Below are 19,630 nucleotides of genomic sequence, written 5' to 3' on the forward strand. Positions count from 1 at the left end.
CACCGGATATTACACGGCTGCAGATCGCGGCCAATTTGCGAGGCGGCCTGTGGCGACCCGGGCACGGAACACAGCCTGGACCGTTTTGATGCGGCTCAGGCGCAAGAGGCGTTTGCAGAACGCGGCGACCTTGGGGCTGGTGATCCTCGGGCCTCTGCTGGTGCTTGCCACCTTCCTTGTCCTCGGTCCGTTCGAGCAGGGCGCCTCCTCGCTTCCGCTGCGGCTGGTGCTGCTGGTCGATCTCGTCTACGTGCTGGTCGTCGCCGCGCTGGTCCTGCAGCGGGTCGCGCGGATGGTGGCCGCCCGCCGGGCCAAGTCGGCCGGCAGCCGGCTGCACCTGCGCCTGACGGGCGTCTTCGCGATCATGGCGCTGATCCCCACGGTCTCGGTCGCGATTTTCGCCGTGCTGACGATCAACATCGGTCTCGAGGGCTGGTTCTCGGAACGTGTGCGGCAGGTCGTGGGGTCGTCGCTGGCCGCGGCCCGCGCCTACGAACAGGAGCACCGCGAGGATCTCGAAGAGGACGCGCGCGCGCTGGCCCGGTTCCTCGACAACGCCCGGCGGCGGGATTTCCTGATCACGGATGCGGTGATCCGCCAGCTGCTCGCCTCGGGTCAGAGCCAGATCCAGCGCGGCCTGCGCGAGGCCTACGTCATCGACAGCGCCGGCGGGATCCGGTCGCGGGGCGAACGCAGCTATCTCTTCGATTACGAGGAACCGACCGCCGAACAGATCGAGACGGCCGCGACCGAGGGCTATCTGCTGATCGAGGACTGGGACAACAACGAATTCCGCGCGCTTCTGCCGCTGCAGGCCTATGTCGACCGCTACCTCTATGTCAGTCGCGACGTCGACGGAGAGATCCTCAGCCTGCTGGACGACACGCAGGAGACGGTGCGCCTCTATCAGCAGCTCGAGAACGAACGGGGCCGCGTGCTGTTCGAATTCGGCCTGCTCTATATCGGCTTCGCGGTCATCCTGATCCTGGCGGCCGTCTGGCTGGGCCTGTGGTTCGCCGAGCGGTTGTCGGGCCCGGTCGGTCGCCTGACAGGCGCGGCGCAACGGGTCGGGTCGGGCGATCTGGACGTGCGCGTGACCGAGGATGACGGCGACGACGAGATCGCGATGCTGTCGCGCTATTTCAACCAGATGACGACACAGCTGAAGGGCCAGCGCGAGGCGCTGCTGGAGAACACCAACCAGATCGAACAGCGCCGGCGCCTGTTCGATTCCGTTCTCAGTTCGGTCACGTCGGGTGTTGTCGGCCTCGACCGCGAGGGGCGGGTCACCTTCGTGAACCGCTCGGCCGAGCGGCTGCTCGACTGGCACGACGATCAGGAGAACGTGGCCATCTCGGTCGCCGTGCCCGAGTTCGGCCCGCTTTTCGATCAGCTGCGCGACAGCGGCGGCCAGACCCTGCAAGCCGAGATCAAGGTCGTGCGCGGCGGCCGGCAGGAGGCGCTTCTGGTCCGCATGGCGACACGGCGCAACACCGAGGGCCGGCGCGAGGGCTACGTGGTGGCCTTCGACGATGTGACCGATCTTGTCACCGCGCAGCGCATGGCGGCCTGGGGCGACGTGGCGCGGCGCATCGCGCACGAGATCAAGAACCCGTTGACGCCGATCCAGCTCTCGGCCGAGCGGATCAAGCGCAAGTTCTCGCGCCATCTGGAACAGACCCAGGTCGAGGATCTCGAAGCGCTGACCGAGGTGATCGTGCGCCAGACCAACGACCTGCGCCGCATCGTCGACGAATTCTCGAAATTCGCGCGGATGCCCGAACCCGAGAAGCGGCAGGAGGATCTGCGCGACCTGCTGCAGGGCGTCGTCCTGCTGCAGGAGGCGGGCCAGCCCGAGGTGCGCATCACGTCGGATCTGCCCGCCGCCGCCATGCCGGCCGATCTCGACGCCACCATGATCGGCCAGGCGCTGACCAATCTGATCAAGAACGCGGGCGAGGCGACGGAGTCCCTGCGCGACACGGGCGCCCCCGAAGGCTACCGCCCGGCCATCCGCGTCTCGGCCGAGACGGTCCTGCAGGAAACCGACCTGGGATCCGCACCCTGGGCCGAGATCCGCATCGCCGACAACGGCATCGGTCTGCCCGCCGACCGGGCGCGGCTGTTCGAGCCCTACGTGACGACCCGCGACAAGGGGACGGGCCTGGGCCTGCCGATCGTCAAGAAGATCATCGAGGAACATGGCGGCACGCTCCGCCTGGACGACGCCGAGCCCTTCGAGGGGCTGGGCCATTCCGGCGCCTGCGCCGTCATCCGCCTGCCGCTGATCGCCGGCGCGATCGAGAGGCCGGGAGCCGGACAGAAAGTGAGTGAGGGAACATGAGTGACATACTGATCGTCGACGACGAGCGCGACATCCGCGAACTTATCTCGGACATCCTCGAGGACGAGGGGTACGCGACGCGCCTGGCGGGCAATTCCGACGAATGCATGGCGCATCTGAACACCGAGCCGCCCGGTCTGATGATCCTCGACATCTGGCTCAAGGACAGCCGGATGGACGGGATCGACATCCTCAAGCACGTCAAGCGCGACAATCCGGACGTGCCGGTGGTCATCATCTCGGGCCACGGCAATATCGAGATCGCGGTGGCGGCGATCAAGCAGGGCGCCTATGATTTCATCGAAAAGCCCTTCAACATCGACCAGCTTCTGGTGGTGATCCGCCGCGCGATGGAGACCTCGCGCCTGCGGCGCGAGAACCAGCAGCTGCGCCGCAAGGACAATCAGTCGGCCGAGATGGTGGGCGAATCCGCCGCCTTCCGCGCGCTGCTCGGCCAGCTCGAGAAGGTGACGAAATCCAACGGCCGCGTCATGCTGACCGGCCCCTCGGGATCCGGCAAGGAGGTCGCCGCGCGCCATATCCACGCCCAGTCCAACCGCGCCGGCGGCCCCTTCGTTTCGGTCAATTGCGCGACGATCGAGGCCGACCGGATGGAGGAGGTGCTCTTCGGTCGCGAGAATTCGGAGCGCGGGGTCGAGCCGGGGCTGCTGGAACAGGCGCACGGCGGGGTGATCTATTTCGACGAGGTCGCCGACATGCCGATCGGCACCCAGTCCAAGATCCTGCGGGTGCTCGTGGAACAGCAGTTCCTGCGGGTCGGCGGCTCCGACAAGGTGCGGGTGGACCTTCGGGTGATCTCGTCGACCTCGCGCGATCTCGAGGCCGAGATCGCCGCCGGGACCTTCCGCCAAGAGCTATATCACCGGCTCAACGTGGTGCCGATCGCCGTGCCCAGCCTGGCGGACCGGCGCGAGGACATCCCGGTCCTGGCCGATTATTTCATCGAGACGCTGCACCGGACGCAGGGCCTGCCGCAGCGGCGCCTCTCTGAAGAGGCGGCGGCGCTGATGCAGACGATGATCTGGCCGGGCAACGTTCGGCAACTGCGCAACGTCATCGAACGCATCCTGATCCTCGGCGACGGCACGGGCGAAATCGAGACACGCGAGGTGCCCTCGGACGACGAGAAGCCGGCCGAGGACGGTCGCGTCGTCCTGTCCGGCGCCCTGGCCACCCTGCCGCTGCGCGAGGCGCGCGAGGCGTTCGAGCGCGAGTACCTGCTGACGCAGATCAACCGCTTCGGCGGCAATATCTCGAAGACGGCGCAGTTCGTGGGCATGGAACGTTCGGCCCTGCACCGCAAGCTCAAGTCCCTGGGCGTCGTGACCTCGACCAAGTCCGGCGGACGGATCGCCCGGATCGAGGCCGAGTAGCGCGGCCCGCTCCGGAACCGCCCGCGTCTATCCCGGCGTGACGATCTGATAGCCCGCCTGGCCGCGCGGGATGATGCAGCTCTGCCCTGTCAGTCGCGGCAGCCGGCGGGTCACAGCGGCGGGCGCCGCGTTGCGCACGGCCCCGCTGCAATAGGGCAGGCTGACCCGGTCGAACCCGCGCTCGGCCATGCAGGTGCGGGCGATCAGGACCCGCCGCTCGGCATTGGCGTCCATGGTCTCGAATTCCGGCGGCGCCTGATAGGCCGGGCGGGTCTGGCAGTTGCCCTGGCCGTCGCAGACCTTCCGTGCCGGAACGATCGGTCCGGGCACGAGGATCGTCCGCGGCCGGAACGGCGCCGCCTGCCGGGCCGACAGGGCGCAGGCATCTTCGGCCCGGCGCACCTCGGAGACTGTCGCGCCCTCGCGGAAATAGATGTCCTGGGCACAGCCCGAGAGCGTGACGACAGCGGCCAGAGCGGTCAGCAAGGTGCGGCGGGATCGGAACATGCGGGCAGATTGCATGGAATCCGGGGCGAGGACAATTCGTTTGACCGCCTCATGCCGTTCTGTCATGCGATAGGTTCGGCAGGCAGAACCCGGGGGATAGGGGATGAAGGTCATCATCTGCGGCGCCGGGCAGGTTGGCTGGCAGATCGCACGGCACCTCTCGGGCGAGAACAACGACGTCACCGTCGTCGACAACAACCCCGAACTGGTGCGCCGCGCCACCGAGACGCTCGATGTGCAGGGCATCGCCGGTTTCGCCTCGTATCCGAACATTCTCGAACGCGCGGGCGCGCGCGACGCCGACATGATCATCGCCGCGACCTATTCCGACGAGGTCAACATGGTGACCTGCCAGGTGGCGCATTCGGTCTTCGCCGTGCCGCGCAAGATCGCCCGCCTGCGGGCGCAGAGCTATCTCGACGCGATCTATTCCGACCTCTACCGGCGCGATCACATGCCCATCGACGTGGTCATCAGCCCCGAGCGGGAAGTCGCCGAAGCCGCGCTCCAGCGTCTCTCGGCCCCGGCCGCCTTCGACACCGAGACCTTCCTGGACGGCAAGGCGCAGCTTCTGGGGATCACCATCGACGAGGACTGTCCGGTGGTGAACACGCCGCTGCGCCAGTTGACGGACCTCTTCTCGACGCTGCGCGCCATCGTCGTCGCCGTCCGCCGCGACGGACGGCTCTTTGCGCCGGAATCCAAGGACCAGCTGTTCTCGGGGGATGCCTGCTATGTCTGTGTCCACAACGAGGACGTGGCGCGCACGATGGAGGTCTTCGGCAAGTCCACCCGCACGCAGGAGAGGGTGATCATCGTGGGCGGCGGCAATGTCGGGCTCGCCGTGGCGCAGCGGCTGGAGAAGAAGGGCCGCTCGATCCGCTCGAAGGTCATCGAGAAGACGCGGAGCATAGCCGAGAAGGCCGCGGATGCGCTGGAAAGAACTATCGTTCTGAACGGAGACGGCCTGGACAAGGTCCTGCTTTCAGAGGCCGGGGTGAGCCGCGCCGACGCGATCCTCTGCGTCACCGACGACGACAAGACCAACATGCTGGCGGCCGTGCGCGCCAAGGCCTCGGGCTGCGAGATGGCCATCGTGCTGATCAACGACCCCTCGCTCGTGCCGCTGATGGCGCCGCTGGGGATCGACGCGCATATCAACCCGCGGCAGACCACCGTCTCGTCGATCCTGCGGCACATCCGGCACGGCCGGGTGCGCGGCGTCTATTCCATCGGCGACGCCGAGGCCGAGGTGATCGAGGCCGAGGTCCTTTCGACCAGTCCGATCGCCGGCCGGTCGATCCGCGACATCGACTTCCCCGAGGGCGTGCTGATCGGCGCCATCGAACAGAACGGGAAGGTCGTGAAGCCCGAGGGCAAGATCAAGATCGACGCGGGCGACGTGATCCTGATCTTCGCCCTGTCCAAGGACGTCCCCGAGGTCGAGAGGCTGCTTCAGGTCTCGATCGACTATTTCTGAGCCGATGCGCCTGCGCCTGTCAGACCAGCCCCTGTTTCTCGTCCTGGTGGCCGCGGCCGCCGCCTCGATGTTCGCGCCGGCGCTCATGGCGCTATCGATCGAGGAGTTCCTGACCGCGCGCAGTTTCTTCTATGCCGGCATCATCGGCATCGTCGCGACCTGGATGATCGCCCTGGCGCGGGGCAATCGCAGCTGGACCGGCCGCAACGCCGATCTGGTGGGCATCCTGTCGCTGCTGGCGGCCTATATCCTGATCCCCGCCTATCTCGCCATTCCGTTCCACGAGAGCCTGCGCTCGACCTCGTTCCTGAACGCCTATGTCGAGATGATCTCGGCGCTGACGACCACCGGCGCGCCGCTGTTCGAACCGGGACGGCTGAACCCCGCGCTGGAGTTGTGGCGCGCGCAGGTCGGCTGGATGGGTGGCCTGATGATCTGGGTCGCCGCCGCCGCCGTGCTCGCGCCGCTGAACCTGGGCGGGTTCGAGGTGACGCTGGCCGCCGCCCCCGGATCCTTCGAGGGCGAGACCGACCGCTTTCGCCGCGCAGACATCCTGCGGCGCGTCCTGCGGGGCACCGCGCAGCTGGGGCCCACCTACATTTTCCTGACCGCCGTGCTCTGGGTGCTTCTGCTGGTCAACGGCGACGATGCCTTCGTCGCCCTCTGCCATGCCATGTCGACAATGGCCACCAGCGGCATCTCGCCGGTCGGGGGGCTTCCCGACGGCGCCAGCGGGATCCCCGGCGAGATGGTGATCTTCCTGTTCCTGATCTTCGCGCTCAGCCGGGTCAGCTTTTCCTCGGATACCTCGGTGTCGCGCTTCGGCCTCCACCTCGATCCCGAGCTGCGCATGGGCGCGCTGATCGTCGTCGGCGTGCCGGTCCTGCTGTTCCTGCGCCACTGGATCGCGGCCTTCGAGGTGGACGAGGGCGAGAACCTGTGGCTGGGCCTGCGTGCGCTCTGGGGCGCGCTCTTCACCGTGATGAGCTTTCTCACCACCACAGGGTTCGAAAGCGCGGAATGGGACACCGCCCGGAGCTGGTCCGGTCTGGGCACGCCCGGCATGATCCTGATGGGGCTGGCGATCATGGGCGGCGGCGTCGCGACCACGGCCGGCGGGGTCAAGCTGATGCGCGTCTTCGCGCTCTATCTCAACGGTCTGCAGGAGATGCAGAGGCTGGTCCACCCGAGCGCCGTCTCGGGCATCGGTGTCGTCGCCCGTCGGATCGGACGGCAGGGCGCCTATCATGCCTGGGTCTTCTTCATGCTCTTCGCCATGTCGCTGGCCGCTCTGATGATGCTGCTGGCGCTGTCCGGGCAGAACTTCGAAGACTCCACGGTCCTGGCGGTCTCGGCGCTGACCACCACCGGGCCGCTCCTGACGCTGGCCTCGGAAACCCCCATCGACCTGGCTGGGCTGGGGCTGGGGGGCAAGCTGGTCTTCGCGGGTGGAATGGTCCTCGGGCGGCTGGAACTTCTGGCGTTCATCGCCCTGCTCAACCCGGATCTGTGGCGCGACTGATAAAAATATCGGTCAGATTTCCGTATTGGAAAAATTGCACTGGAAAAGGGGGTCCCCAGCCGACATACTCGCAACCGCTAGAGGGTATGCCGCGGTGCGGTAAAGTGAACAGAGAAAAACAAGAACATAAGGCTCAAAAATGGCTTCTGACAGACAGAACCTGCAGGACGCATTTCTCAATCATGTGCGCAAGACAAAGGTTCCCGTCACCATCTTCCTGATTAACGGTGTCAAACTCCAGGGCGTTATAACCTGGTTCGATAATTTCTGCGTATTGCTGCGACGCGACGGGCAGTCGCAGCTGGTCTACAAGCATGCGATCTCGACCATCATGCCGGCACAGCCGATCAGCCTCTACGAAGGCGAAGACAGCAATTGATACCCCGTGACAGGCCCGATACCCGGGCCTGGGTCCTGCACCCGGACCTTCTGGGCGAGGATCGCCGCCACGCGGCGGAATTCGCCCTGGAAGAGGCTGTTTCCCTGGCGCGTGCGCTGCCGGGGCTCGAGGTCGTGGGCTCGTCCATCGTGCGCCTCGCCAATCCGACGCCGGCGACGCTCTTCGGTTCGGGCAAGGTCGCCGAGCTGAGTGCCTTCTTCGCCGACAACAAGGTCGAGCTCGTGCTGGTCGATGGCCCGGTCACGCCGGTGCAGCAGCGCAATCTGGAAAAGGCATGGGGGGGCAAGCTGCTCGACCGGACGGGGCTGATCCTCGAGATCTTCTCGGACCGGGCGCGCACGCGGGAAGGTGTCCTGCAGGTCGAGATGGCCGCGCTGGCCTATCAGCGCACCCGGCTGGTCCGGGCCTGGACGCACCTGGAACGGCAGCGGGGCGGATTGGGCTTTGTGGGCGGCCCCGGCGAGACGCAGATCGAGGCGGACCGCCGCGCCATCGACGAACAGCTCACCCGGCTGCGCCGCCAGCTGGAGAAGGTGGTGAGGACGCGCGAGCTTCACCGCGCCGCGCGGGCGCGCGTACCGTTCCCGATCGTCGCGCTCGTGGGCTATACCAACGCCGGAAAATCCACCCTTTTCAACCGGCTGACCGGTGCCGAGGTGCTGGCCAAGGACATGCTGTTCGCGACGCTGGACCCGACCATGCGCCGCGTCCGCCTGCCCAACAACGGCCCCGAGGTGATCCTGTCGGACACCGTGGGTTTCATCTCGGATCTGCCGACGCAACTCGTCGCCGCCTTCCGCGCCACGCTGGAAGAGGTGCTCGAGGCCGATCTGATCCTGCACATCCGCGACATAAGCCACCCCGAGGCCGAAGAGCAGAAGGCCGATGTCGAGGACATCCTGAGCGATCTCGGCCTGCCCGAGGAGGTTCCGGTGCTGGAGGTCTGGAACAAGGTCGATCGCCTGCCGCCCGAGGACGCCGGCGCCCTGGCGCGCCGTGCCGAACGCGACGGGACCTTCGTGATCTCGGCGGTGACGGGGGCGGGCCTCGATCCGCTGCTCGACGCGGTGGAACGCACGCTCGACCAGGGGAGCGTGACCGAAGAGCTGACCCTCGGCTTCGACGAGGGCCGCCGCCGCGCCTGGCTCTATGAACAGGGCCTCGTGGTCGAGGAGACCCAGGGCGAGGAGGGGCATCGCATCACCGTCCGCTGGTCGCCCCGCCAGTCGGCCCGCTTCCGTTCGCTCTAGCTGCCCGCCGCGTCCAGCCGCCGCATCTGATCGGCATTGAGCTCGACCGTGGTCGCCGCCACCAGACTGTCGAGTTGCCGGTCCGAGGTGGCCGAGGCGATCGGCGCGGTCACGCCCGGCTTGGCCATCAGCCAGGCCAGCGCGATCTCGGCATGGGCGGCGCCGGTCTCCTCGGCGACCTCGTCCATGGCCGCGAGGATCGCCTTGCCCCTGTCGTTCATGTACTTGCCGATGCTGCGTTCGCCGCGCGGGCCGGTGAGGTCGGCCTCGGTCCGGTACTTGCCCGTCAGGAACCCGGCCGCGAGCGAGAAATAGGGAATCACGCCGATGTCGTTCTCGATGCAGAACCGCGCCAGCGGGCCTTCGAACCGATCGCGGGCATAGAGGTTGTATTCCGGCTGCTGCGCGCCGTATTTCACCGGCCCCGCGGTCTCGGCGGCCTGCATCAGCCCGGCGTCGAAGTTCGAGGCGCCGATGGCGCGCACCTTGCCGGCGCTGATCAGCTTGTCATAGGCGGCCAGCGTCTCGTCCTGCGGCGTGTCTGGGTCCGGCCGGTGCGAGAAGTAGAGGTCGATCCGGTCGGTCCGCAGACGCTTGAGCGAGGCCTCGACCTCCTGTTCGATCCACCTCGCCGACAGGCCGCCGCCCTCGGGCATGGGGCCGCCGACCTTGGTAATGAGTATGATCCGGTCGCGGTTGGCGGGATTCGCGGCCAGCCAGTTGCCGATGATCGTCTCGCTCTCGCCGCCGGAATGGCCTTCGACCCACCTGTTGTAGACATCCGCCGTGTCGATCGTGTCGATCCCCAGATCGACCATACGGTCCAGCATCCGGTGCGATGCGGCCTCGTCCAGCGTCCAGCCAAAGACGTTGCCGCCGAAGACGACGGGCGAGATCATCAGGCCCGAACGGCCCAGTCTGACGGATTGCATGGTATCCTCCCTCGAAACGGTTCACTGCGCCGGGCGCAGCACGGTGATCCCTTCGTTCGCGGCGCGCGCCAGTTCCGCATCCAGCGACATCGGAACGTATTCGCCCCGCCGCCAGAGCTGTGCCAGATCATCGTAGTGCTGCGACAGGAAATGTCCCGACTGCCCGGTCGAGGTCACGAAGACCGAGGAGTTCGGATCGGCGAAATCGTAGACCCCGCGATAGCCGGCGCCATGCACGTTCAGGAACGGGTCGGGCAGGCTGCCCTTGGTCCGCCCCCGCAGCAGCGTGTTGTCGCCGCCGCTGGTCGACTGCCGGATGTTCACGAAATGCCGCAGCAGCGGAACCTCGCCCAGGATCTGGTGATCGTGGGTGGCCTGGTGCGCATCGCCCCATCTGAGGCTTTCCAGGGCGGTTCCGTATGTCTCGCCGATCCAGATCAGCGCGTCGTCCAGTGCCATGCGGGCGATGTCGGAACAGGTTTCCACCGGGCTCGACTGGCGGATGTCGCACCAGGCGCCGGCGCCGTCGATGTCACGGAACACCCGTTCTATGAAGACCGGCTCCACATGCTCGAACTCGGCCGCGAGCGGTCCGAGGTCGTCCTGGATCAGCCGCATCTGCAGCGCCCGCAGCCAGGCCGAGTAGATCAGCGGCTCGGGGAGGTGTTCGTTCATCTCCCCGTTCCACTCGGCCAGCAGCTCCAGCGCGCGTTGCCGCAGCCGCTGGGGCGTGCCGTCCGGCGCGGCCTCGCCGGTGAACCACAGGTCGCGCCCGATGAGCGGCAGCAGCGAGCGCGCGGTGAAGCTGACGGTGTCGAGCTGCGCCTCGATGAAACTGTCGCGCGTGTGGACCTGCCGCGACTGCATCAGCCGCCGCCAGCGATGCACCCGCTGCGTGTCGCCCCAGAGATAGCTGACGTGCTGCGGAAACGGGCGATCCACCACCTTGTTGTTGGTGTTGCCCAGGATGCCGCCCTGCGGGGCGCGGAATTCAGGGTTGTCGGCATAGGGCAGATAGCCCTGCCAGCGGTTTTCCTGCAGCCAACCCTGCGTCGGCAGACGCCCTTGCGACCGGTGCTCCGGGTCGCGGGCGGGCATCCGGCCGACGGTCTTCATCGCGATCGTCTCGCGGTCGGCAAGGGTGATGTTCTGGCTGGGGGCCGAGAAGTCCTCGAGGATCGCGATCGCTTCGTCCACGCTGCCCGCCGACATCAGGCGGATGCCGGCGCCGATGGTCCGGTCGTCGGCCTCGAGCGCGGTCCAGGACAGGGTGGCGACGTGGTTCGGCGGCGTCACCGTTTCGAGATCGTAGTTCTGGCCCGATAGCACCGGCCCGTTGTCCGTCCAGCGCAGCGTGATGGTCACCGGCTCGGCATCCTTCACCCGGATGATCGATCCGCGCTTCTCGAATTCCTTGAACCCGTCGGGCGTGCGGTATTCCTGCGTGTTCTCGGGATTGAGCTGTTCGATATGCACGTCCTGATCGTCCAGGTAGGACGAGGTCAGCCCCCAGCCCAGCCGTTCCGAGCGTCCGGTCAGCACCGAGGGGATCCCCGGGATCGTGCCGCCGATCACGCCGCCCGAGGTCAGCTCGAGCCGGGCGAGATACCAGATCGCCGGCGCGGAAAAGCCCAGATGCGGATCGTTGGCCAGCAGCGTGCCCCCGGCGGCCGAGCGCGAGGGCGCCGCGGCATAGGCGTTGGAGGCCCCGGCCAGGGCCGTGGCGCGGACGGGCGAGAGCGGATGGTCCGGCAGGCCGCGCCCTTTCGCATAGCGCGGCAGGCCGGGAAAGAGGGCCGAGTATTCGGGCAGGGCGGCGATCCCCTGGCCGGGCGCATCGGGCATGATGTCCGACAGTCGGTCCGGGTCGGGCAGGGCGAGCGAGGTCCGGGCGCGCATCACCTCGTTCGGCAGGTGTCCGGACAGTTGCAGCGCCATCAGCTTGACCATCGCCACGCTGTCGGCCGGCGTCCAGGGCGCGACCGGCGCGTTGAAGATGAATAGCTCGGGCGCCCCGCGGCCGAGTGCCGAGGTGTTGATTTCGTCCAGCCGCGCGTTCACCCCGGCCGCATAGGCCCGCAGCTTCGACATCGTCTCGGCATCCTGCACCTCGACCGCCTCGCGCGCCACGCCGTAGAGGTCGAACCGGCGCAGCAGCTTGTCGATGTCGAGCGTCCGTGCCCCGAAGACCTCGGACAGGCGGCCCTGCACCGTCCACCGCATGGTCAGCATCTGCCACAGGCGGTCCTGCGCATGGGCATAGCCCAGCCCGTACAGCACGTCCTCGTCCCGGTCGCCGAAGATGTGCGGCACGTTGGCGCTGTCGCGCACGATCTCGACCGGGGCGGAAATGCCTTGCACGATCAGCGTCTTGTCGTAATCGGGCAGGGATCGCGAGGCGAACCAGTAGACCAGGACGGTGACCGCCACGATCAGAACGACAAGACCCGTGGCGATCCGGAACAGCCACAGAAACACCTTGCCCAACATGCCTGACCTCTTGTCTTTGATACGGCTGCCCGCCACAACCTATAGGGCAAGCCGGAAGAGGGGAAAAGACCATGGCAGACGTTGCATTTCTGGGCCTGGGCGTGATGGGCTATCCGATGGCCGGACACCTCCGGGCGGCCGGCCATTCGGTGCGGGTCTACAACCGCACGGCCGCCAAGGCCGAGGCCTGGGTCGAAGAGCATGGCGGCACTTCGGCCGCGACCCCGCGCGAGGCGGCGAAAGGTGCCGAATTCGTGATGACCTGCGTCGGCAACGACGACGACCTGCGCGCGGTCTGCACCGGCGCCGACGGTGCCTTCGCCGGCATGGAGGAGGGCGCGGTCCTGGTCGATCACACCACCGTCTCGGCCATGGTCACCCGCGATCTTGCCGCCATCGCCGCCGAACGCGGCCTCGGCTTTGTCGACGCCCCGATCTCGGGCGGGCAGGCGGGGGCCGAGAACGGGCAGCTCTCGGTCATGTGCGGCGGCGAGGAGGGCGCATTCGCCCGCGCCGAGCCGATCATCGGCGCCTATTCCAAGATCTGCCGCCGCCTGGGAGAGACGGGCGCGGGCCAGATCACCAAGATGTGCAACCAGATCGCCATCGCCGGCCTGGTCCAGGGCCTCTCCGAGGCGCTGCATTTCGCCCAGAAGAGCGGCATGGACGGCGAGAAGGTGGTCGAGGTGATCTCGCAGGGGGCCGCCGGCTCGTGGCAGATGGTCAACCGCCACAAGACCATGCTGGCGGACGAGTACGACCACGGCTTCGCGGTGGACTGGATGCGCAAGGACCTTGGCATCTGCCTCGACACCGCCGACGAGATCGGCGCCTCGCTCCCCGTCACAGCGCTGGTCGATCAGTTCTACAAGGACGTTCAGCGCATGGGCGGCGGCCGATGGGACACGTCGTCTCTGCTGAAACGCCTGACACGGGACCAATGAGGCGCCCCTGCGCGGCAGGTGCAGGGTCACGGGCCGGCGGTGTCTCTCGGGAAAGCGGCGGCTCGGAGTATGCGGTTTCGACCAAGGTTCCGCGCCAGAGGACCTCGCCGGCACGCATCTCGTCGAAGATGGCCGCACCTGGCGCTCGCCTACCTTCCCGTTTGGCAGGCGCCTCCCCGGGGACAGCGCGTGCAACGGCGTGATCTCCGTGGTCATTCAGTAGCTTGCTGGAATTTTGGCTCCGGCGGTAGGGATCGAACCTACGACCAATTGATTAACAGTCAACTGCTCTACCGCTGAGCTACGCCGGAACACGAAGCGGCGTATAGCAACACCGATTCCACGCGTCCAGAGGGAAGTCGACATAACTCCGTTATTTTCCCGTCTGGCCCCCGACCGGCCGGAAGACGGCGTCCGCGGCCAGATCGCCCTCGGGGATGACGAGCTTTTTTGACGCAAGGTCAATGAGATGCGCCAGGACGTTGCGTTCCGCGGCCGGCAGCAGATGTGCCGCGATGTCGGTGTAGACACGCCGCGCGATCAGCTGCGCGTCGGCCGGGCCTTCGGCCAGGGCGCGAAGAATCCCCTCCTCCCGCGTGCGACGGTGCGCGACGAGCCAGTCGAGACGGTCGTGGGGGGCGGTCAGCTCCGGCCCGTGGCCGGGATAGTACACGCGCGCCGGACGCTCGCGCAGCAGGGCGCAGCTCTCCATGAACTGCGTCAGGTCGCCGTCGGGGGGCGAGACGATCGAGGTCGACCAGGCCATCACGTGGTCGCCGCAGAACACGGTGCCGAAGGATTCGCCCTCGAAGGCCAGGTCAAAGCTCATGTGATTGCACTGGTGGCCCGGCGTCCAGAGCGCCCGGATGCGCCAGCCGTCGCCCTCGACGATCTCGTCATGCGCCAGGCGCCGGTCCGGGGCGAAATCGGCATCCACGCCTTCGCCGCCGCCGAGACCGCCCTGCGCGGCGAGCCGGCGCATGACCTCGGACCGACCGGTCTCGGCGTCGCCATGGGCCAGGACCGGGGCGCCGGTCGAGCGGGCGAGGTAGCGCGCCAGGGGCGCGTGATCCGCATGGGCATGGGTGACGAAGATATGGGTGATCCGCTCTCCCGGTGCGAGGGCAGCCTCGATCGCCGCCTGGTGATGCACGTCGAGAGGGCCGGGGTCGATCACCGCGATGCCCGAGCCCTTGCCGACGAGGTAGGTGTTCGTCCCCCTGAAGGTGAAGGCCGAGGGATTGTCGCAGAGGATGCGTCGAATCCCCGGTGCGATCTCCTCGGGCTGGCCGGGCAAGGGGGCGAAGTCATCGGGGTGGCGCATGGGCGTGTCCTGTGTTTCTGTCGCCAAAGGACGACGAGAGGTACCCTATCCATGAGTTTCGCCTGGCTCAAACGCTATGTGCCGCGCGGGATCTATGGCCGGGCGGCCCTGATCCTGATCCTTCCCGTGGTCTGCATTCAGCTTGTCGTCTCGGTGGTCTTCATCCAGCGCCATTTCGAAGGTGTGACCACCCAGATGACCGCGACCATCAGCGACGAACTGACCCTAGTCGCGGCGGCCGAGCCGGAGCGTCGGGCCGAACTGGCCCAAAGCCTGCAGATCGCGGTTCGGGAGGTTCCGCTCAGCGGCGTTCCCGTCCGGAATCAGCGGCGCTGGTACGATCTCTCCGGCGTGACGGTGATTTCGGTACTGCGCGAAAGGGTGCCGCAGATCCGGGCCGTCGAATTGCCGGATGACTATGTCGTGCGGGTCTACATGATCGACGGGGACGAGGCGGTGCGCATGACCTTTCCGCGGGCGCAGGTTTCGGCCTCGAACCCGCATCAGCTCTTGGTGAACATGATGTTCTTCGGCGCGCTTATGACCCTTGTCGCCTATGTCTACCTGCGCAACCAGCTGCGGCCGATCACCCGCCTCGCCACCGCGGCCGAGGCGTTCGGCAAGGGTCATGCCGTCCCCTACAGACCGGCCGGCGCGGCCGAGGTGAGGGCGGCCGGAGCCGCCTTCCTGGCCATGCGGAACCGGATCGAGCGGCAGATCGAACAGCGGACCCTGATGCTTTCGGGGGTGAGCCACGATCTTCGGACGCCGCTGACACGGCTGAAACTCGGCCTCTCGATGCTCGAGGACGAAGAGAGGGAACCGCTGGAGCGCGACGTGCAGGAAATGCAGCGCATGATCGACGAATTCCTGGACTTCGCCCGTGGTGCGGCCGCCGAGAAGGTCGAGAAATGCGACCCCGTTGCCATGGTGCGGGGCATTGTCGAGGATGCCGCGCGGGGGGGCGCGGTTGTCCGGCTGGTCGAGGCGACGGGAGAGGGCCGGATCCTGCTGCGACCCGGCGCGATGCGGCGGGCGCTGGAGAACCTGATCTCGAACGCCGTGCGATATGGCTCGCGCGCCGAGGTCTCGGTGCAGTTGTCGGAAAAGGCGCTGCGTATCCGGGTCGAGGACGACGGACCCGGCATTCCGCCCGAGCAGCGCGAGGACGCCACGCGCCCCTTCGCGCGGCTGGAGCCGGGGCGGAACCAGAACCGGGTGTCGGGCGTCGGGCTGGGCCTTGCCATCGCAACAGACATCGCCCGCACCCATGGCGGTGTGCTGCGGCTGGGCGAATCCGGACGGCTCGGCGGGTTGCAGGCCGATATCGTGCTGGCCCGCTAGTCCGGCGGCAGCATCTCGCGAAGCGTCTCCAGCCGGTCCGCCTCGGCGGCGGGCTTGTCGCGCCGTATGCGGGCGATCCGGGGAAACCGCATGGCGACGCCGGACTTGTGCCGCTTCGACCGGTTCAGCCCCTCGAAGGCGATCTCAAGCACCAGTTTCGGCGCCACCGCGCGGACCGGTCCGAAACGATCGGTGGTGTTCTGACGGACGAAGCGGTCCAGCTCCTTCAGTTCTTCGTCGGTGAAGCCGAAATAGGCCTTGCCGACGGGGACGAGCTGGTCTCCGTCCCACACGCCGAACCCGTAGTCCGAGTAATATCCCGATCGCTTGCCGTGCCCCCGTTGCGCGGTCATCAGCACCGCGTCGATCAGCATCGGGTCGCGCTTCCACTTGAACCAGTGGCCGCGGATTCGTCCGGCCAGATAGGGGCTGTCGCGATGCTTGATCATCACCCCCTCGATCACCGGGTCGGGCGGATCTGCCCGCAGCGCCGCGATGTCGTCCCAGCTTTCGAAGGCGAGGAGGGGGGAGAGATCGAGGCGGGACGGGTCGAACCCGGCAGACAGATGTTCCAACCGGTTTCGCCGGTCTGTGAAAGGCAGGGAGCGGATATCTTGCCCTGCATCGATCAGAATATCGTATATGCGCAAGGCAGCCGGGTGGCTCGCGAGCAGGGTTTTCGGAGCGGTCTTGCGATTCAGCCGCTTCTGAAGATCGCCGAAGGGCGCGACGGCGTCGCCCCGGCGGACCAGCAGTTCCCCGTCCAGTGTGCCCTCGAAATCCAAGGCCTCGATCACGTCGGGGAAGGCCGGTGAGATGTCCTCGCCCGTGCGGGAATAGAGCCTGCGGACACCGCCGTCGGACACCGCCTGCACGCGGATGCCATCCCATTTCCATTCCGCCACGTAGTCCGAGGGCGACAGATCGCGCAGCGCCTCTAGATCGGTCGGCGTCGACAGCATCACCGGCCGGAACGGGGCGAGCGCGGCCGCGACCTGCTTCTCGCCCCCCTCGGCCCAGGCGAAGAGCGAGGCGTAGGGCGGCGCGAGCCCGTGCCAGAGCTCTTCGATCTCGGTGACGGGAAGATCGCCGAACTGCGCCACGGCGAGCCGCGCCAGACGCGCTGAGACGCCCACGCGCATCCCGCCGGTGGCCAGCTTGAGATAGGCATAGCGTTCGCTGGCCGTCATCTCGTCCAGCCGTCCGGCAACCACGCCGGGCAGGGCCGCGCGCCCGGTGGATTGCAGTTCCTCGACCAGGCCGGGCAGGGACGGCGAAGCCGGGGTCTCGGGTTCGGGCCAGATCAGCGCGATGGTCTCGGCCAGGTCCCCGACGAAATCGTAGGACAGGGCGAAAAGCGTCTCGTCCACGCGTTCCGCCACCAGTCCGCGCAGCAGCGAAGGCGTCACCTGCCGCAACCCGAGGTCCCCGGTCAGCGCTGCCAGCCCGTAGCCGCGTTCCGGATCGGGCCGGGCCGCGAAGAAGTCGGTCAGGAGGGTCAGCTTGCCGTTTCGCGCCGGCGTGAAGGCCAGCCGTTCGAGCAGGTCCGCAAAGGCCCTCATTCCGGCGCCTCGTCCTCGTAGCCCACCAGCCGCAGCGGGCGCCCGCGCCGCTGGGTCATCTCGCACCAGCGCATCAGCGCGTCCTCGCGCCCGTGGGTGATCCAGGTTTCCTGGGGGTTCAGCTCTTCCACCGTGCGGGTCAGATCGGGCCAGTCGACATGGTCCGACACGACGAGCGGCAGTTCCACCCCGCGCGCCTTGGCCCGGTTGCGGATCTGCATCCAGCCCGAGGCGAAGCCGATCAGCGGATCGGGAAACCGCCGGATCCATGGGGCGTTGAAGGCCGAGGGCGGGGCGAGCACGATCTCGCCCGCATAGTCCGCCTTTTGCACCCCGCTGTCCGTCGCCGGCCGCAACGCGCCAAGGTCGATCCCCTGCGCGACGTGGTAATCGCAGAGCGCGGTCAGGGCGCCGTGGAGATAGATCGGCCTGTCCCATCCGGCGGCGCGGATCAGCGCAATCACCCGCTGCGCCTTGCCGAGCGCATAGGCCCCGACCATGTGCGCCCGGTCGGGAAAGGTCTCGAGCGAGGCCAGGAGCTTGCCGATCTCCTCCATCGGATCGGGATGGGTGAAGACCGGCAGGCCGAAGGTGGCCTCGGTCACGAAGACATCGCAGGGCAGGGGCTCCCACGGGGGGCAGACCGGATTGGAATGGCGGCAGTAGTCGCCCGAGACGGTGATCCGGACGCCCCGGTACTCCAGCCCGATCTGAGCCGACCCCAGGACATGACCCGCCGGCCGGAAGGTCACGCCCACGCCACCCACTTCGGTCCGCTCGGGTCCGGCGGGCTGGCGTGCGCGGGTGAATTCCTCGCCATACCGCAGCGCCATGATGTCCAGCGTCTCGGGGGTGGCCATGACGGCGCCGTGTCCGGGACGGGCGTGATCGGCATGGCCATGGGTGATCAGTGCGCGTGGCACGGGTGCGACCGGGTCGATATGGAAATCCCCGGGCGGGCAATAGAGCCCCTGCTCCGTGGGGTGGAGAAGATCTTCGAACCGCATTCCGGGAAATTAGCGGGGACCGGCGCGATTGGTAGGCCCGGCAGGATTCGAACCTGCAACCAAAGCGTTATGAGCGCTCTGCTCTAACCGTTGAGCTACAGGCCCGCCGCCTCGTGATTAGGCAATCGCGGGGAACCGGTCAAGCACGGCCGCCACGCGCCCCGGCGCGGCCCGGCAGTGTGATCTTTCCGCCAGGGCGGGGCGGATGCGGGGCGGGGCTGGTTTCTGGACCCTCACCGGTCCTCCCGCTATCCTGACCGCCGACAGGACGGAGGAATGATGCATTACCGGGTCGGAGATATCGAGGTGATCACGCTGGTCGATGGTCACGGCCGGGCGCCGAATGCGCTGTTTCCCGATTACGAGGCCGACCGCGCGGCGGCGGCGGCGCGCCAGGCGGGCGAAGACTATGACGGCGAGACGGTCGAGGTTCCCATCCACGGCTTTGCCCTGCGCCACGGCGGCGAGATCACCCTGGTGGATGCGGGGGCGCCCGACGGCTATGCCGACACCACCGGCGCCTATCTCGACAGTCTCGCCGCGGCCGGCATCGACCCGGCCGGGGTCACGCGGCTGGCGATGACCCATCTGCACGTGGATCACGTGGGGCAGATGGCGGATGCCGCGGGCAAAGCGCGCTTTCCGAACGCCGAACTATTTTCCGGTGCCGGGGACTGGGACCATTTCTTTGGCGATGCGCCCTATGCCGCCACCCGAACGGGCGGGCGCGAGCGTGCCTCGTTCGATCTGACGCGCCATGCCTGCCGGCCCTATGCGGACCGCCGGCACGACGTCGCGGGCGAGACCGAGATCGCGCCGGGCATCACCATGCTCCCCTTGCCCGGTCATACGCCGGGGCACAGCGGGATCCGGCTGAGCGACGGGGGAGAGACGCTGCTGATCTGGGGCGACACCATCCATGCCGCGGCCTTTCAGATGGCCGAACCCGACTGGGGGGTGCTCTTCGATGTCGATCGTGCGGCCGCGCGCGCCACGCGCAAAAGGCTGTTCGAGCAGTTGGCTAATGACGGCACACCGATCCTCGGTCCGCATGTGCCGCGTCCGGGCCCCTGGCGCGTGGAACGGGCGCCGATCGGCTATCGCCTCGCCCCGCTGTAGCGGCGCCCGTG

Annotated in this window: 15 protein-coding genes and 2 tRNA genes; 9 read left to right on the top strand and 8 right to left on the bottom strand. The window is 67.6% G+C overall.

The annotated features are described in order from the left end of the window. Nucleotides 1-88: 88 nt before the first annotated feature. Together OB2597_RS07175 and ntrX are read left to right on the top strand one after the other, a co-directional pair. On the top strand, nucleotides 89-2,344 hold the full coding sequence (locus OB2597_RS07175) for a sensor histidine kinase NtrY-like (RefSeq protein ID WP_040609182.1): 2,256 nt from the start codon (nucleotides 89-91) through the stop codon (nucleotides 2,342-2,344). Continuing rightward, nucleotides 2,341-3,738: a nitrogen assimilation response regulator NtrX gene (gene ntrX, locus OB2597_RS07180; protein ID WP_009804877.1), complete on the top strand. Its 1,398-nt coding sequence runs from the start codon at nucleotides 2,341-2,343 to the stop codon at nucleotides 3,736-3,738. Before OB2597_RS07175 ends, ntrX begins: the two co-directional genes overlap by 4 nt. Before the next feature lie 27 nt (nucleotides 3,739-3,765). On the opposite strand, the gene OB2597_RS07185 is transcribed toward ntrX, so the two are convergent. After that, nucleotides 3,766-4,311, bottom strand: coding sequence for a hypothetical protein (locus OB2597_RS07185; RefSeq protein WP_148234691.1), 546 nt, complete (start codon nucleotides 4,309-4,311; stop codon nucleotides 3,766-3,768). Nucleotides 4,312-4,348: 37 nt separating this feature from the next. Here OB2597_RS07185 and trkA point away from each other — a divergent pair, with 37 nt between their 5' ends. The 4 genes from trkA to hflX all read left to right on the top strand — a co-directional run bounded on the left by trkA (nucleotide 4,349) and on the right by hflX (nucleotide 8,897). Further along, the gene (gene trkA / locus OB2597_RS07190) at nucleotides 4,349-5,725 is read left to right on the top strand and encodes a Trk system potassium transporter TrkA (RefSeq protein ID WP_009804879.1); all 1,377 of its coding nucleotides are present in this window, start codon (nucleotides 4,349-4,351) and stop codon (nucleotides 5,723-5,725) included. 4 nt (nucleotides 5,726-5,729) lie between these two features. Then, nucleotides 5,730-7,247 carry a potassium transporter TrkG gene (locus OB2597_RS07195; protein WP_009804880.1) on the top strand — a complete coding sequence of 506 codons (1,518 nt, stop codon included), beginning with the start codon at nucleotides 5,730-5,732 and terminating at the stop codon, nucleotides 7,245-7,247. A gap of 139 nt (nucleotides 7,248-7,386) precedes the next feature. Next, the gene (hfq, locus tag OB2597_RS07200; RefSeq protein WP_005611588.1) at nucleotides 7,387-7,626 is read left to right on the top strand and encodes an RNA chaperone Hfq; all 240 of its coding nucleotides are present in this window, start codon (nucleotides 7,387-7,389) and stop codon (nucleotides 7,624-7,626) included. After that, nucleotides 7,623-8,897, top strand: a complete 1,275-nt coding sequence (gene hflX / locus OB2597_RS07205) for a GTPase HflX (RefSeq protein ID WP_009804881.1) — start codon at nucleotides 7,623-7,625, stop codon at nucleotides 8,895-8,897. The genes hfq and hflX overlap by 4 nt, the downstream gene beginning before the upstream one ends. Here hflX and OB2597_RS07210 read toward each other — a convergent pair. Then, nucleotides 8,894-9,829 (bottom strand): aldo/keto reductase, encoded by a 936-nt coding sequence (locus OB2597_RS07210; RefSeq protein WP_009804882.1) that lies wholly within the window; start codon nucleotides 9,827-9,829, stop codon nucleotides 8,894-8,896. The genes hflX and OB2597_RS07210 overlap by 4 nt on opposite strands. A gap of 21 nt (nucleotides 9,830-9,850) precedes the next feature. After that, a complete protein-coding gene (locus tag OB2597_RS07215) occupies nucleotides 9,851-12,316 on the bottom strand; it encodes a penicillin acylase family protein (protein ID WP_086000843.1) in 2,466 nt (821 codons plus the stop codon). A gap of 74 nt (nucleotides 12,317-12,390) precedes the next feature. Here OB2597_RS07215 and OB2597_RS07220 point away from each other — a divergent pair, with 74 nt between their 5' ends. Then, nucleotides 12,391-13,263, top strand: a complete 873-nt coding sequence (locus tag OB2597_RS07220) for an NAD(P)-dependent oxidoreductase (RefSeq protein ID WP_009804884.1) — start codon at nucleotides 12,391-12,393, stop codon at nucleotides 13,261-13,263. Between the two features lie 236 nt (nucleotides 13,264-13,499). Here the strand turns inward: OB2597_RS07220 and OB2597_RS07225 are convergent. Both OB2597_RS07225 and OB2597_RS07230 read right to left on the bottom strand, forming a co-directional pair. After that, nucleotides 13,500-13,574: transfer RNA gene (locus OB2597_RS07225), tRNA-Asn, on the bottom strand. 62 nt (nucleotides 13,575-13,636) lie between these two features. Further along, nucleotides 13,637-14,587 carry an MBL fold metallo-hydrolase gene (locus tag OB2597_RS07230; RefSeq protein WP_009804885.1) on the bottom strand — a complete coding sequence of 317 codons (951 nt, stop codon included), beginning with the start codon at nucleotides 14,585-14,587 and terminating at the stop codon, nucleotides 13,637-13,639. Nucleotides 14,588-14,638: 51 nt separating this feature from the next. On the opposite strand from OB2597_RS07230, the gene OB2597_RS07235 reads away from it, so the two are divergent. After that, nucleotides 14,639-15,931 carry an ATP-binding protein gene (locus OB2597_RS07235; RefSeq protein WP_009804886.1) on the top strand — a complete coding sequence of 431 codons (1,293 nt, stop codon included), beginning with the start codon at nucleotides 14,639-14,641 and terminating at the stop codon, nucleotides 15,929-15,931. Here OB2597_RS07235 and OB2597_RS07240 read toward each other — a convergent pair. From OB2597_RS07240 to OB2597_RS07250, 3 genes are all read right to left on the bottom strand, one after another. After that, the gene (locus tag OB2597_RS07240) at nucleotides 15,928-17,493 is read right to left on the bottom strand and encodes a cisplatin damage response ATP-dependent DNA ligase (RefSeq protein WP_009804887.1); all 1,566 of its coding nucleotides are present in this window, start codon (nucleotides 17,491-17,493) and stop codon (nucleotides 15,928-15,930) included. The two genes, OB2597_RS07235 and OB2597_RS07240, sit on opposite strands and share 4 nt — an antisense overlap. Beyond that, nucleotides 17,490-18,500: a ligase-associated DNA damage response exonuclease gene (locus tag OB2597_RS07245; RefSeq protein WP_009804888.1), complete on the bottom strand. Its 1,011-nt coding sequence runs from the start codon at nucleotides 18,498-18,500 to the stop codon at nucleotides 17,490-17,492. Before OB2597_RS07245 ends, OB2597_RS07240 begins: the two co-directional genes overlap by 4 nt. Before the next feature lie 29 nt (nucleotides 18,501-18,529). Next, nucleotides 18,530-18,605 (bottom strand) — tRNA-Ile (locus OB2597_RS07250). Nucleotides 18,606-18,776: 171 nt separating this feature from the next. Here OB2597_RS07250 and OB2597_RS07255 point away from each other — a divergent pair. Next, on the top strand, nucleotides 18,777-19,619 hold the full coding sequence (locus OB2597_RS07255; protein ID WP_009804889.1) for an MBL fold metallo-hydrolase: 843 nt from the start codon (nucleotides 18,777-18,779) through the stop codon (nucleotides 19,617-19,619). The last annotated feature ends 11 nt before the right edge of the window (nucleotides 19,620-19,630 follow it).

Source organism: Pseudooceanicola batsensis HTCC2597, from assembly GCF_000152725.1.
Lineage (GTDB): Bacteria > Pseudomonadota > Alphaproteobacteria > Rhodobacterales > Rhodobacteraceae > Pseudooceanicola > Pseudooceanicola batsensis.